We start from the raw sequence: 13,723 nt of genomic DNA, 5'->3' as shown, positions 1-13,723 counted from the left end.
TTCCTATATACACGTTCGTCTATTGAAATCTACTTATAGCGGGGGGCATATATGGGGGTATTAAATTGAACCCACCTAAAAAACACCCCCAGATGAAGCTAAACGCGCGGCAGGTTGAAACAGCCAAACCCAAACCTAAACCCAAAACCCAAACCCAAATCCAAACCCAAAGACAAAGCCTATAAGCTTGCGGATGGGGGCGGTGATCCCAGCCAGAACAAACACGGATCACGCCGAGCGCGTCCTGAATCAGTAACGGCGGTGTAACTGGCCTGGCATCCGTCAATTCTATCAGCAGCCAGTTAGCTATCTGCGCCTGACTCATCGCGGGGTGGAGACGTGAAATTCGCTCAATCAACTCCCTGACACTGATAAATTCCTGCTGCTTTGCCTTGAGCTTTTCCGCTGGGTTTATCATGAGATTACTCCTGTTATCTCTGGTTGGCCCTGCTTTGAATGATACCGAACATAATGGTTCAAAGTGAAAGTAGTAGGGGGATGATGCTGATCTCAGTTCGGTATACAGTGATATTCAATCGGATGTATCGCCATGGATTTTTGAGATAATCATAAAGTTACTTTTGAGATAATCTACAAATGATAATCTGTTAACATAATGGCTATAAAGTATTTTTTAATCTATTTTTAAGATAATGATATTCACATATTTGAGATAATCTAACTTTATGCCTAAATTTAATCACTATGATTTAGCACTGTTAAACCCCAGTTTCGACTCGCTATTGGTTGATGCGTTGACCGAGCTTGAGTTACTGAGGCACCTGCGCCTTGAAACCGCCGTGCATCCTCTGCTATTTGCCCAGCTAAAAAGTATTTTTCATATGCTGGAAAGCTTGGGTTCAGCAAGAATCGAAGGTAACCATACAACGTTAGCTGATTACGTTGAAAGTAAAGTTGAAGGGGCTGAGGACTCCACGGATCAATTGAAAGAGATTGGCAACATTGAACATGCTATGAACTTTATTGATGAGCATCTACATGCTGGTGAAGATATCACGGAGTATTTTGTCCGAGAACTGCACGCCATGACGGTAAATGGGCTTGAACGGGAGGGGGATAAAACGCCGGGAGCCTATCGCAGTCACGGAGTGAGTATTGCTCAATCAACTCATTTGCCGCCTGAATTCATCCATGTTCCTGCTTATATGCAGGAATTGGTCGAGTTTATGAACCGTGCAGACGCGCCAAAATATGATCTGATGAAAGTGGCTCTCGCGCATCACCGTTTTGGCTGGATTCATCCATTTGGTAATGGCAATGGCAGAACGGTGCGCCTGCTGACTTATTCTTTGCTGATAAAGTACGGCTTTAATGTGAAAACCAGTGGGCGGGTGTTAAACCCAACAGCGGTTTTTTGTAATGATCGTGAACGCTATTATTCGATGCTGGCCGAAGCGGATACGGGGGCTGTTGAGGGGCTAGAGCAATGGTGCCTGTATGTTCTTACCGGTATATCGGCGGAGTTAAAGAAAGTCGATAAGCTCTCTAATCTTCACTTTTTGAACTCAAAAATTCTTTATCCAGCGCTCGAGTATTCTAAGGGGCGGGGAGTAATCAATGAGACGGAATCTACAATTCTTAAGCGGACCATTAGCCAGGGAACGGTAAAAGCCAATGATTTAAAAGAGGTTTTACCGGGATTGAAGTCGGCTCAAATTACCTATCAGATTGGTAAGTTAGTTGATCGTGGCCTTTTGCAACCGGTTGAAGTGGGATCGCGAATTTATACCGCCGGTTTTTCGAAATCAGATCTGATGCGTGGTGTCATTCATGCTTTGCGAAAAGAGGGGTTTATTCCAGATTTTTGATAGTCAGTGCATCAGAGGAACAGTATCACGATGATTATTGTGCTTTCTGATACCGGATAAAACCTTATCTTATGTCACTTAGAACCTCGGTTGACATTCGATATTGTAATGGTCTAATCATTTCGGACACTTTGTTAGAGATATAATGAGCAACTGACCTGCTCCCCGGCTTGCTTCTGTATCTATGCAACACGGAAGCAAACGAGGTCCATCATTACCCTTTGGGTGCTTGATTTTTAAGGGACAGCATGCTCTTTATCTTCTATCTTTTTATCCATCATGTACCTTGAATATAGTGCGGTAATGATGGGTACCAAAATAGCTGTGACAATGACGCTTGCAGCCACTAATGCTGTAGCCGACGCAGCAACGGGTTCAAATGCAGGGTTAATCTGAGCAATGATCACGGGATTAGCCACAGCCGCACCTGCAGCTGACGACGCTGCAATCCCCGCGGTACCGTTACCGCCACCAATCACTCGGTCAGCAATAATCAGCGGTATACCTGTGATTATTATGACAGCTACCCCTAGCATAATACCCAGCAGGCCGGTGTCCAGAATCACGCCAAGATTGATCGTGTTACCCAATGCGAAACCAAAAAACGGGATCAGCGTTGGGGTCGCTTTGCTGAAGAAAGAGCGGAAATCATGATCCAGGTTACCCAGTGCAAAACCAACCAGAAACGGTAACACGGCACCGATAAAATGGTGTGGTTCAAAGGATGCAAGACCGGCCGAGCCCAAGATGACCATGGTCATCAGTGGACCAGATTCAAGTGACATCAAGACAAACGCTCCGGATTCTTCTTTGGTGCCATATTGGTTCATCAGGCTGGCGTAAAGGCCACCATTAGTCATGTCCATAGCCGAGACAATCGCCAGTACAGAAAGTCCAGCAAACATTCCGGTCTGGATCCCCTGCTCAGGGATAAAGGATGCCGCAATCATCGCCACGACCCATGCTACGGCAATTTTGGTGATAACCAACGTACCCGATTTACGTAGCACAGTACCAGTTGCGCGTAAATTAATGGAGGCACCGATACAGAAGAACCACACCGCAAGTATCGGTACTGTTCCCGTAATCATCCCTTTGGTAAATGATCCGAAATAAGCCCCCGCATCAGGGGAAAAGGTGTTTAGCATCGCACCGAGTAACAACGGCACAAGCATCATTCCCCCAGGAATACGTTCAATTGTTGCTTTGATTTTCATAGTAAAATCCTCTCCGCATATTCTTAAAATTATCGGGCCTGTAAAAAACATAATAATCAGCAATAAAAATGGCCTCTTTTTATTGAGTCATCGATGCTTGTGAATAGGAGTAATTTTCATTCCTCGCCATAACGCAATTTATTGCCGTTAGTGAAGGCCGGTCGCCTTATAATCCAAGGAGTCGTCATACTTCCCAGTAATCACTATTGTCTTAAAGGAATAATGTTTCAATGAAATTGGAACATTATTTCAGTATTGATCACACTTTTTCACTAGTAGATCTGCTAACATATTGCTTACTGATGTAATGTGTTGATTTTATGTAAAAATAAATATTGTATTTCATTTTTTTCTTAATAAATAATAACGGATGAGCGATAAAGTTATCGGCACCCGTAAGTCAATGAGGAGCTACAATGGATGTTCGTCAAAGTATTCACAGTGATCATGCAAAAACTCTTGATACCCTAGGACTACGTAAAGAGTTTTTGATTGAAACTCTCTTTAGTCCAGATGAGTACACGATGACCTACAGCCACATTGACCGTATTATCGTTGGTGGGGTAATGCCGGTGACAAGTACTGTGACCATCGGCTGTGAAGTAGGAAAACAGCTTGGTGTAAGCTACTTTCTGGAGCGCCGAGAACTTGGGGTTATCAATATCGGTGGGCAGGGAACGATTACCATTGATGGTACTTGCTACAAGATTGGTCACCGCGATGGCCTCTATGTTGGTAAAGGCGCGAAAGAAGTGGTGTTTGCAAGCATAGATGCTCAGAAACCTGCCCGTTTTTACTATAACTCTGCTCCAGCACATGTGACGTATCCGACTAAACGCGTGACGCCTGCAGATGTCTCACAGATGACATTGGGGGATAGCGTCACCAGCAATCGTCGCACGATTAACAAGTACTTTATTCCAGACGTACTGGAAACCTGTCAACTGAGCATGGGGTTGACTGAACTTGATTCAGGTAATTTGTGGAATACTATGCCATGTCATACCCATGAACGGCGTATGGAAGTCTATTTCTATTTCGGTCTGGAAGAAGAGAGTTGCGTGTTTCATATGATGGGGCAACCACAAGAAACTCGTCATATTATAGTTAAAAACGAGCAGGCGGTGATTTCACCAAGTTGGTCGATTCATTCGGGTGTAGGCACTCGTGCTTATACTTTTATCTGGGGAATGGTAGGTGAGAATCAGGTATTTGATGATATGGATCATATTCAAGTGAGCGATCTTCGCTAATAAAAGTATTAGTGCGGGGAACTCGCGTTGATATAAGAGATCGGTTCTGCAGGATCAGTCGGTGAAGGTGTTTGCTGCGGAGGGTAACAGTTCGTGTAGGCGATCTTCCGGCCATTCAGGTAAACGCGTCAGCACTGATTTCAACCACGCGTACGGTTCCAGACCGTAAAGTCGCGCGGTTTCCAGCAGGCTCATGATCTTTGCAGCGCGTTGACCGGCTGCAAAGTAAGCCGCTCGCCTGAACCTTCTATTTCTATGCATCCCTTTCACCGACAATAGTGTCCATTTGTAAGCGCCTCATGGAGGACGTAGGGTAAAATTTAGTTTACAGGCAGGGTGACAATTCCAGGGTAAGAGCTCTTTCACGCGGGTGGATGGTCAGGTGTTGATTACTCCTATGACATGACGTAACCAGGCTTCTGGTTCGATGCCATTCAGTTTGCAGCTATCCGTAAAAATATTGTTGTCGTGTGTTCAAGCAGAACGGGCAGCTGTGTGGTGCCACCGAATTCAAGTCAACCCGGTCTAGTTTCCAACTCTCTCAACCCAGCAAAATCGCGTATTTTACTCATACTTGCCCTGACCAAAACTGATAATCCGGAAATCATTCAGCAGTATCTCAATACTTAACATTGAGCAGGAGCCAAGGCGCACGGAGAAAATCATCATTAAAGAGAAACCGAACACGTGACATACGTTGAGCCATCTAATGGAAAGCTGAATAAATTACCGTTACCCAGATAGACATAATGTCGGGCATTTCCCTCAGTGGTCAGTTCTTTTACCCAATAATTACCCGAATACCAGCCGGTCGCATACTTATTCATTGAACCCCATTCATTCCATAATTTACCATTCGCATCACGGTGTGAACCTGTAGGAAAATCAGGTACCCGGTCTGTCATCTGGTCATAACCCGGTATGGCATAGCCACTTCCCTGAGAACCGCACCATGCATCCGCATTGATGGGGGCCATAATGGCTGAACTGTTATTTCTAAACCAGGTCGTCGGGATGAATACGTAAGTGAGAGAGGTGTGGTTTATTTTGTGTTCCGCCGTAATGATGACGCGATTGTTGGCTGACGTGGGTTCCTGATTAAATCTTACGTTGCCACTGCCGTCCACACTGACCCAGTTCTGGTCAGCATACCAGCTATAGGCGTTGTTCTCTGTCGGGTCTTCGCCGATAACTAACTGAAACTGTGCCCCGATAAATCCGGTTTCAGGGAAGCCTTCATTCGCAGAGAAAGAGGCACCGTTAACAAGAATATGTGTCAGGTGCACTTCATTGAAAAATTGAACCGTGACAGTATCGGACATTCCGTTGATAGTGGTCGCCGTGACATCACTTGTGACGGCAGCTTGACTGTTCAGTGCAAGAGTGACGTCACCCTTGTCGTCAGTGTGACCCTGCTGAGAAAGCAACGTCACACCGTTTGTTGCCGTGAAACTCACGGTTTCACCCACAATGTTATTGTTATACCGGTCCTTCACATTCACCTGCACCTTGTTGTCGTCATTACCATTGGCGATGGCGTTGTTTTGAGTGACCTCCGCATGAACAAGCGCGACAGGCCCGGCGATAAAGGCGACGTTTATCGCTTGGGCATCGTCATCAATGTGGGCGGTGACCTGAGTGATACCCGCAAGAGTATTCGTCACAGTCGCAGTTGCTACCCCATTGATATCACTTTGCTGAACCGTTGAGACTACCCCCCTGTCATCCACATCAAAAAGCACGGCAGCACCCACAGCAGGCGTGCCATCCAGATACTGAACCGTCGCGTGGACGGTATTCATTGCCTGTCCATCAGCAACAACCCCTAATGGAGACTCTCCCCATACCAAACGGGAGATAACCCGTTGCCACTTGATATTTATCGGGCTGGGTAACTGAACCGGTAGCCCCGTGCTGGGTTCTGTCATGCCAGGGTTGGTCTGTGGAGTGACGACGATATTCAATTCGCTTCCGGCAAGAATATCGCTGAGACGCAGCGTGTAACTCGGGCTCGTCTCACCGCTTATCAGTGCACCGTCTAATAGCCATTGATAGGTTGTACCGTATTCAGCATCACCATCGGCATCATTGAAAGCAGCCGTCACCGTGATGATGTCCCCAACCCGTGGTGTGGTCGTGTTGACAGAGAGGACTGACGTCGGTGCCCGGCCATGAACGGGAGGTGTTGTTTGCTGAACAGCCAGCACTACCGGGCTGATGATAACCATCAGCGCCAGTAATCGCCGCCATAAAAAAGCCGTAAAGACAGAAGAACGATGCCGCATCCAATGTTTCCATCATGCTGATTTTTAGGTTAATATCCCGGACGCACAGGGTTAACCAAATGTGTCCGGGTGACGGTTTATGGCAGTCTCAGTCAGTTGCTGACAATAGCCTGAACCTTCAATTTCTGGTCTGTCCGGGTTGGAGTATAGGTATTGCCTGTTGCGCCGCTAATGTTGGTGTAAGTATTGCTCCCCAGCGCAGTTTCAATCTGCCACTGGTAGGTCACACTATTACACGCCCCGCCCGCACACGTTGCTGTCGCCGTCAGAATAGAATCAACCTGTGGATACCCCCCCACCTCACCGGTGATCGTAACACCAGTGACCGTGCCACTGGAAATAACGGTTAACGCATTAGAGGCAACGGATAAACCGACTGCAGGATCAGTGATGGCAGGGTCCGTATTCGGTGTCACTCGCAGTGTCATGGTTTTACCCAAGTCATCAGCAACGATAGCATAGCTATTATTGGTTGCCCCGGGGATATCCACCCCTCCGGCTTGCCATTGATACGTTTCCTGAGTCGCCGTATCGCCGTCCAGATCGCTGAACACACCGGGCGTACCCACACTTAATGTATCACCGACATCGATCAGCCCATTACCATTGACATTGTCAGAGACAATGTTACTTTCAGTGACTGTCGGGGCGCGCCCTTTTACCGTGGACGTTGGCGTCGAGGTGACCGCCGACCCAGCAGATCCTGCTATCAGCATACTCAGCAACACACCCGAGATGACAAACCGGGACTCTTTTCGTAAGGCTATCGTCTTTTTCATTTTTCCCTTCCTGTGCTCAACGTCAATATTGGGATCCCATTCAAACACCGCGCTGAATGATGATAAAAACAGGTCTTAATGCGCAGCCACGCGAAGCGCCCTTTTCTGTACGCTTTTAGTCACGCTTAATGTCTCGGATGTGGCACCCGGAATAGCAATGAACATCCCCGACCCCGCAGAAGATTCCACTTCCCACTGAAAACTCACCGGTATTCCGTTACACGGCATAGGTGAACATTTCGCCACCGCCTGCAAGATATCGTCAACGACCGGGGGAGCAGTCAATTCCATCCCATTGCGGTAAACCACTAAACTGATCGGTGTTGCCAGAACAAAAGACGTATCAATCTGTTGACGTTGTCCATGGGCACTGGCCGTCACCGTTGTGACGCCCACATTCATATTGGTCAGTGTCGCAACTACCCGACCCAGGGCATCAGTAACAGCCGAAGGCGTAATGATCGCACCATTATTGGCCTCGAACGCCACTGTCGCGGCCGAAACAGGATCACCATGCCTGTCCGTCACTGTCGCCTGAACCCTGTTGGTGGCAATACCATCAGCGAACGCTCCCTCGGTGGTTACGGCCAGATCAATAGCCGCAATATTGTTATCGGCCATGAGTACGATATTTGCCGATACGCCGGCAATGACACCGCCATTCACAACAGGGACAACCGTTGCGCTGCCTGCCGATATCCCACTCAGTTGCGCGCTGTAGCGACCATTATTGTCCGTTACCGTACTGACAGTGACCCCGCTCACCCCGGCGACATCAAACGTAACGGTTAATCCCTTAACCGGATTATGCTGACTGTCCTGTGCAGTGAACGTCAGGATGCTGCTTTGTATACCGTCAGCAATAATGTTGTCTGGCGTGACGCTAAGAGAGGAGTTATCTGGGCTTACCGCATACGTATTGGCGGTGAGTTTCAGGTTTACGGCGGTGAGAAACTGTTCAGCAACCGAAGGAACGATAATGGCGTCCCCTGTCGCGAAACCTGCGATTAATCGGGAAGAATAAACGCCCGGAGCGGTCTCCGTGAGGGGAGTCAGGTGGGGCGGATAGGCAGGCGAGACCGTATCTGGCGTGAACCGTAAATTCAGTGCCAGTTGCGCACTCATTCCCTGGACCGGTTGGTTATTCTCATCGTTGAGGCGAACCGTAATCTGACTGACAGCAACGCCGTCTGCAGGTATTTCAGGGGGAGAGACCTGTGTGGTTGAATTAACGTCGTTAATATTCTGTTCCGTGACCACTATTTGAGTGGTACTTCGGTTCGAGGCATTGCCCTGATTGTCGTAAGCTATTGCACCCAAGGTGTATATATTGCTGTTATCTCTTATTAATTGATAAGGTGGGAGTTTTATCGTCATTTTTTGTGCGGTGAGCAATATAACCCCACCTGCAGCAACCAACGATGTCGTATCCCAGTCGATGCGATTAAGTCCATATTGGGTTGTTGTCTGGGCAGTAATGTTGATGATTTCAAACGCACTTCCTGTTATTTTCTCGGGTAATGTCAGGTGTATTAATGCCTGTTTTTTGTAATCGAGCACAATATTGTTATTACGCTCAACCCGATCATAAAGGCTGCCTGCCAGTGTTCGATGGGATGCAACGGCTGAGGGAGTGAGATGTGACTGCCATGACTCCCCCAGACGGTAGCTCAATTGGGCGTTGATACTCGATCCTTTGTTACCGCCTTTACCCGCGCGGCGCTCCGTGCCCACGGTTAACAACGGGATTGGCGTGTAGTTGATCCCCGCAGTAACCGCATGAGGATTTTTCTGCTGATTGTCCTTACCAAACAACGCAACCTCATTTCCCCGGTACTTCTCATACATGAGTTTACCGCCCAACTGAGGATAACCGGGGAAATAAGCCTCGGTTCGGAGGTCATAGCCGCTGGCCGGACGCTCATTGTAATCGGCAACATCGCGGGACGCGTGCCAGCTGGTAAGCCCGAAATAGCTGTTGGCGGATAATTTCAGGTAATCAGTCCAAGCCTCAACGCCGACACCCATACGGCGATTATTGCCGGTGATATCATTATCAAAAAAGGTATTGGTACCGTACATCCAGTCATTATGGCGTGTCCGTACACCGACCCCAATATTAACGGTATTACGACCGTCTTGATTGCGAACGCCTAACTGGCTGAACAACAGTGATTTTTCACTTTCATGTAACGGAGCCAGCACCTCAACTGAACTTCCCCTCAGACTGAGATCATCATGAGTATTCAACTGGACACGTGCCGTGCCAAATTGATTCAGCCACTGTTGCGTTGCGTTGCTGACCTCGCCCACGACAGCAGAGTGCGCCATACGGGTCACTGCACTACCTGTGTTGTTACCGGATAATACGGTTCCCCCTTGTTGCAATCCACGGGCCAGTTTCTCTTCATATTGGCGGGACGGAAGGGGATCAGGGAGGTCACGGCTTTTCAAAAATAATGATTCAGTCCGAGGAATATCAATTTCATCCCCAGCGCCCAGTTGAGTGAACGGTTTTGAAAATGATCGGAATTGGTTTTAATTTTTTTCAGTTGATCCAGCGTGAGATGATATTTTTTAGCCAGTGTAAATACGGTTTCACCGGATGCCAGAGTATAAGGAACTGTATTGATTAATGTATCCGACACACGCGAAGCAGGGGGTAATAACGGGGTTGCCGCGACAGAGGGTAACGGCAGGCACAACAGTAAGAACAGTCCAAAAGTAAAATTAATCCCTATGGCACTCACTCTATATCTCATTGAGATGTGCTCCAACTATATATAGAGAAGAATAGATCCCCTTTAGTTATTTATCCAGTGATCAACAGATAAAGTGGCCTGAAATTAATACCGGATTTAATCCTCTTTCTTTTGTCAAAAAGAGCGGCTTACACGTTAATTAGTGCCAATATTAGCCAGAATAAACAACTGGTTATACCATAATCGAAGGCGTGCCGTTGAGGCAGTCTGCAGCATGATGGGGATCTCAATATCGCCGTAAAACATGGGGTTTTATTGAGTCGTTCCTCGGGTTATCTCGTCGGTGCGCCAGTGGGTGATACACCCGGTAACGTTCAGGAGAACTGCGTCGATAGTTACTCTGGTGAAGCGCTGACGCCATGCTGGAACTCACTGTGTCAGCATGGCACAGTACCGCGCCTTCAGTTATTTACGTCTACACTGTCCGGTCAAAACCCTTGGCGTTGACACGCTGACAGGGTTAGTTCTTCCTTCTGCCAAGAGGCATATTTTATGCTGTCCAAACTAACTGGCATTTACCCAGAATGACGAAGGCGAAAAAAGAACATGAACCTGCCTCCTAAAATATATAATCAGGACTTAATCCCCCCACATGGCTGTCCTCCCAACCCCCTTCTTACCCAGTTCAGGACTTTCCACCTATATTGAGAAATGTGATTCGGGCATTACATGACAACACGCAAATTCCGGTTCAGCTAATCAGTAATGTTGTGCTTGCTGCTGCATCGCTCGCTTGCCAGCCTCTTGTTGAGGTTATTTGGCCCCACACAAATATGCCGGAGCAGTGCTCTCTCTACCTACTCACTGTCGCTGAATCAGGCGAGGGAAAAACAACCATTAATAAACAGGTGATGAAACCGTTTTATGATTTTGCATCAGAAATGAAACTGGCATATGAAGCCAAGCTATCTGATTATAAACGCGAATATAAAATCTGGAAAATCCGGCAGCAGGCTCTGGATGGCAACTTACGGCAGCCAAATGGATATTTCACACCTCCTCCAATTATATTACCCAATCAACGTTTTAACATTGTACAATCAAGGGAGAGCACAATAGTAAGACCGGGTACGGTAGTGTTATCTGATTAATAGAACGGCGATATATGTAGTCAAATTGATTCGGAGTTGTGCTGAGTGCAATTACAGTTGTTATTTTTTTAACAAAGCTGATGGTAATATTCAGTAGAAATAGTGGATATATACCCAAGGAGAAAGGATGGCTAATCTAATTTATTTGACTTTAAAAGGTGAGAAGCAGGGGTTAATTTCGCAAGGGTGCTCAACCCTTGCATCTATAGGTAATAAATATCAGAATGGGCATGAAAACCAGATATTTATCCTACAACTTAACCACTCAATTACCCGGTCGCAAAATGTCAACCATCAACCAATTAACTTTATTAAACCGCTAGATAAGTCATCACCTTTGTTGATGATTGCAATAACGGATAATGAAACTGTTGATCTGGTGTTTGATTTTTATCGCACTTCACAATCTGGCAGTCAGGAAAAATATTATTCTGTCAGCTTGCAGGGGGCAACGCTGGTTGGATTAAACGTTAATTATCCTCACGCCATTAACCATGATAATGGTCAACCGGAAGAAGTGGTATCAGTACAATATCGCGATATCACTTGCCAGCATCATATTGCGGGAACATCCGGTTACAGTATCTGGGATGATCGGGTGTACTGACTCAAGAAAGAGGTTCAGCCGTATCTATTTTCAAACTGATATGGCTGGATTTTAAAGAGTATTAATATGCTTGTCGATTGACATAAGTATGAATCCAATTGCCAGAACAATAAACCCTAGTATATTGAGAAAAAGATAGTACTTCATCCATCCTGTAAGCTCTTTGGGCAGTTGCTTGATAAATTCATAACATTGGGGTGAAAGATATTTACGTGCTTTCCCATTTATTCTTTTTTCACTGGCAGTTAAAAGGAAATGAAAAAACAGTACAACTTGATTGCTCCCTAAAAAACCCGAGAAAGTAAGAAAGTTACAAAGAGCTGGCATAAAAAGACCTTCTCTTCTATATAATAATATTATTTCATTGTATTTCTCCTTATTTACACTGTAATAAATGAACGAAACCAACCATTCCAGGATAAATAATAGGCAAAATATAATTGCAATATGTTGTATCGTTATTGTCATTAGTGCACCATTAATATAGTTAGTTAACTAATGCATTACCCAATCTATTACCAACTTCTCCGCCCATCCATCCACCGATTGCCGAACCGACGATTGCGCAAGCAATGCCGCCAGCCCCTGCTGCGGGTGCTGTGATTATGCCTGCTGCTACACAAACAGCCCCCATAGCACTAGCGCCGATCATTCCACCGCGGATAGCTAACCCTGTACTCAAGCCAAATTTAGTATATTCTTTTACTGCTACTTTTGAACATTCACCTTCTCGTCCTGTAGTACACGCATCATAAACTTTATTTGTGACATTTAATCCACCAATACCAATTGCAACCCATCCGCCAACCTTCATCCATTTAACGATTTTGGCACTTCGTTCTATCGTGGAGGAATAACCTTTAATGGCACCAACACCCACCGTACTCCATTCATGTACTATTGATTTACTTGATAATCTCAATGCACGTTTTAAGTTTGAATGTTCAGGAATATTTAAACTGACTTTAGATAATTTAGTTAGGATAATATTTAGACTGTTTAGCAACATTCTACGTTCTTGTAAGAATACCTGACTATTGAGCTTTCCGTGGAGCATATATTGGCGCTAATAAAGTAATTCTATTTGCTTCATCTGTCTTTTTATTTCAGCGAAATACTTCTCACTTGCATCTGATGCAAGTCCGACCAATCCGGCACCATAACTTGTTAACGCATCAATCGTACCATAGTTTTTTTGCAGAAAATGGGCTTCATCGTTATCCATATCCACCATCGCACGATTAACTTGCTGCTTTGCTTGATTCATAATTTGCAGTGCATAAGGCGGATTGTAAGAGAGGGGATCGGCAATTATCAGCATCTGGCCCGCTTTCGGCCACGGTGTATCGGCATTTAGCGCCATAAAATATTGGGCAGCTTCACTACCGGTATTATTGAATAGCAAACTGGCTTGAAAATTCAGTGCACCTGATTGTTGTACGATGCAATATCCCGGAGATACATTTCTTTCCATATGGCCCTCTTTTACGTTCCTGTAAAAAAATCACTTTGCGCACCATAAATCTCGCGCTTAATTTATATTAAGTCGTAATTTACATTCAACATATTAATGTGATTTATAACTGTGTGGGAAAATTCAAATGTAAGATATTTCTTGTTTTTGTGATTTATTGACATATATCTCCCTGGCTGGATTAAAGTTTATCTCTATATGTATCAAGTAAAGCAGTTTCCACAATGGCAATATCTTGCTGGCTGAAACCCAACAATGGTTGCTCGTACATAGTGTACATTTTTGCTATGAATCGACGGCTGATCTCTCAACCCAAAGTGATACTCCTGCGCCATCCGTTCTACACGCCCGGCAAATTCGATCACCGCCTCATCGGGGCTGTGCTGCTGGCTGGCCTGCGCGCTATCAACAAACATTTCAGCCTCT

13 protein-coding genes and 4 pseudogenes are annotated in these 13,723 nt (G+C 45.8%); 6 read left to right on the top strand and 11 right to left on the bottom strand.

Annotated features, from left to right (window positions below; translation table 11 throughout):
- Nucleotides 1-223 precede the first annotated feature (223 nt).
- Nucleotides 224-418: pseudogene (locus YALDO0001_RS10120) on the bottom strand (hypothetical protein); the annotation flags it as partial.
- A gap of 268 nt (nt 419-686) precedes the next feature.
- Here YALDO0001_RS10120 and YALDO0001_RS10115 point away from each other — a divergent pair.
- Nucleotides 687-1,829: a Fic family protein gene (locus YALDO0001_RS10115; RefSeq protein ID WP_004702690.1), complete on the top strand. Its 1,143-nt coding sequence runs from the start codon at nt 687-689 to the stop codon at nt 1,827-1,829.
- A gap of 236 nt (nt 1,830-2,065) precedes the next feature.
- On the opposite strand, the gene kdgT is transcribed toward YALDO0001_RS10115, so the two are convergent.
- Nucleotides 2,066-3,046 (bottom strand): 2-keto-3-deoxygluconate transporter, encoded by a 981-nt coding sequence (gene kdgT, locus YALDO0001_RS10110; RefSeq protein ID WP_004702687.1) that lies wholly within the window; start codon nt 3,044-3,046, stop codon nt 2,066-2,068.
- 416 nt (nt 3,047-3,462) lie between these two features.
- On the opposite strand from kdgT, the gene kduI reads away from it, so the two are divergent.
- Nucleotides 3,463-4,299 (top strand): 5-dehydro-4-deoxy-D-glucuronate isomerase, encoded by an 837-nt coding sequence (kduI, locus tag YALDO0001_RS10105; RefSeq protein WP_042839718.1) that lies wholly within the window; start codon nt 3,463-3,465, stop codon nt 4,297-4,299.
- Nucleotides 4,300-4,353: 54 nt separating this feature from the next.
- Here the strand turns inward: kduI and YALDO0001_RS10100 are convergent.
- Nucleotides 4,354-4,518 (bottom strand): annotated as a pseudogene (locus tag YALDO0001_RS10100) (transposase domain-containing protein); the annotation flags it as partial.
- 159 nt (nt 4,519-4,677) lie between these two features.
- A pseudogene (locus tag YALDO0001_RS21245) lies at nt 4,678-4,746 on the bottom strand (transposase domain-containing protein); the annotation flags it as partial.
- Between YALDO0001_RS21245 and YALDO0001_RS21880 the strand changes: the two are divergent.
- A pseudogene (locus YALDO0001_RS21880) lies at nt 4,744-4,929 on the top strand (L-asparaginase); the annotation flags it as partial. The pseudogenes YALDO0001_RS21245 and YALDO0001_RS21880 sit on opposite strands and share 3 nt — an antisense overlap.
- Before the next feature lie 38 nt (nt 4,930-4,967).
- On the opposite strand, the gene YALDO0001_RS10095 reads toward YALDO0001_RS21880, so the two are convergent.
- The 4 genes from YALDO0001_RS10095 to YALDO0001_RS10080 all read right to left on the bottom strand — a co-directional run bounded on the left by YALDO0001_RS10095 (nt 4,968) and on the right by YALDO0001_RS10080 (nt 10,125).
- Nucleotides 4,968-6,584 (bottom strand): Ig-like domain-containing protein, encoded by a 1,617-nt coding sequence (locus YALDO0001_RS10095; protein WP_004702681.1) that lies wholly within the window; start codon nt 6,582-6,584, stop codon nt 4,968-4,970.
- A 92-nt stretch (nt 6,585-6,676) separates the two neighbouring features.
- The gene (locus tag YALDO0001_RS10090; RefSeq protein ID WP_042839716.1) at nt 6,677-7,363 is read right to left on the bottom strand and encodes a ZirU family protein; all 687 of its coding nucleotides are present in this window, start codon (nt 7,361-7,363) and stop codon (nt 6,677-6,679) included.
- Between the two features lie 75 nt (nt 7,364-7,438).
- The gene (locus tag YALDO0001_RS10085) at nt 7,439-9,817 is read right to left on the bottom strand and encodes a ZirU family protein (protein WP_252830393.1); all 2,379 of its coding nucleotides are present in this window, start codon (nt 9,815-9,817) and stop codon (nt 7,439-7,441) included.
- Nucleotides 9,814-10,125 (bottom strand): LysM domain-containing protein, encoded by a 312-nt coding sequence (locus tag YALDO0001_RS10080; protein ID WP_157132002.1) that lies wholly within the window; start codon nt 10,123-10,125, stop codon nt 9,814-9,816. Before YALDO0001_RS10080 ends, YALDO0001_RS10085 begins: the two co-directional genes overlap by 4 nt.
- A 255-nt stretch (nt 10,126-10,380) precedes the next feature.
- Here YALDO0001_RS10080 and YALDO0001_RS21240 point away from each other — a divergent pair, with 255 nt between their 5' ends.
- From YALDO0001_RS21240 to YALDO0001_RS10070, 3 genes are all read left to right on the top strand, one after another.
- Nucleotides 10,381-10,572: a hypothetical protein gene (locus tag YALDO0001_RS21240; RefSeq protein WP_156168287.1), complete on the top strand. Its 192-nt coding sequence runs from the start codon at nt 10,381-10,383 to the stop codon at nt 10,570-10,572.
- Nucleotides 10,573-10,778: 206 nt separating this feature from the next.
- Nucleotides 10,779-11,216 (top strand): DUF3987 domain-containing protein, encoded by a 438-nt coding sequence (locus YALDO0001_RS10075; protein WP_042839714.1) that lies wholly within the window; start codon nt 10,779-10,781, stop codon nt 11,214-11,216.
- Between the two features lie 127 nt (nt 11,217-11,343).
- Nucleotides 11,344-11,823, top strand: a complete 480-nt coding sequence (locus tag YALDO0001_RS10070; RefSeq protein ID WP_004702671.1) for an Hcp family type VI secretion system effector — start codon at nt 11,344-11,346, stop codon at nt 11,821-11,823.
- A 487-nt stretch (nt 11,824-12,310) separates the two neighbouring features.
- Here YALDO0001_RS10070 and YALDO0001_RS21875 read toward each other — a convergent pair whose 3' ends face one another.
- The 3 genes from YALDO0001_RS21875 to YALDO0001_RS10055 form a co-directional block, all read right to left on the bottom strand.
- The gene (locus YALDO0001_RS21875) at nt 12,311-12,832 is read right to left on the bottom strand and encodes a hypothetical protein (RefSeq protein ID WP_004702669.1); all 522 of its coding nucleotides are present in this window, start codon (nt 12,830-12,832) and stop codon (nt 12,311-12,313) included.
- 57 nt (nt 12,833-12,889) lie between these two features.
- Complete coding sequence (locus YALDO0001_RS21870) at nt 12,890-13,297, bottom strand: hypothetical protein (protein ID WP_004702668.1); 408 nt, start codon at nt 13,295-13,297, stop codon at nt 12,890-12,892.
- 203 nt (nt 13,298-13,500) lie between these two features.
- The gene (locus YALDO0001_RS10055) at nt 13,501-13,713 is read right to left on the bottom strand and encodes a hypothetical protein (RefSeq protein WP_004702665.1); all 213 of its coding nucleotides are present in this window, start codon (nt 13,711-13,713) and stop codon (nt 13,501-13,503) included.
- Between the last annotated feature and the right edge of the window lie 10 nt (nt 13,714-13,723).

Origin of the sequence: Yersinia aldovae ATCC 35236 (assembly GCF_000173735.1) — a bacterium.
GTDB classification, from domain to species: domain Bacteria; phylum Pseudomonadota; class Gammaproteobacteria; order Enterobacterales; family Enterobacteriaceae; genus Yersinia; species Yersinia aldovae.
This window is presented reverse-complemented; position numbering and strand designations above follow the sequence as displayed.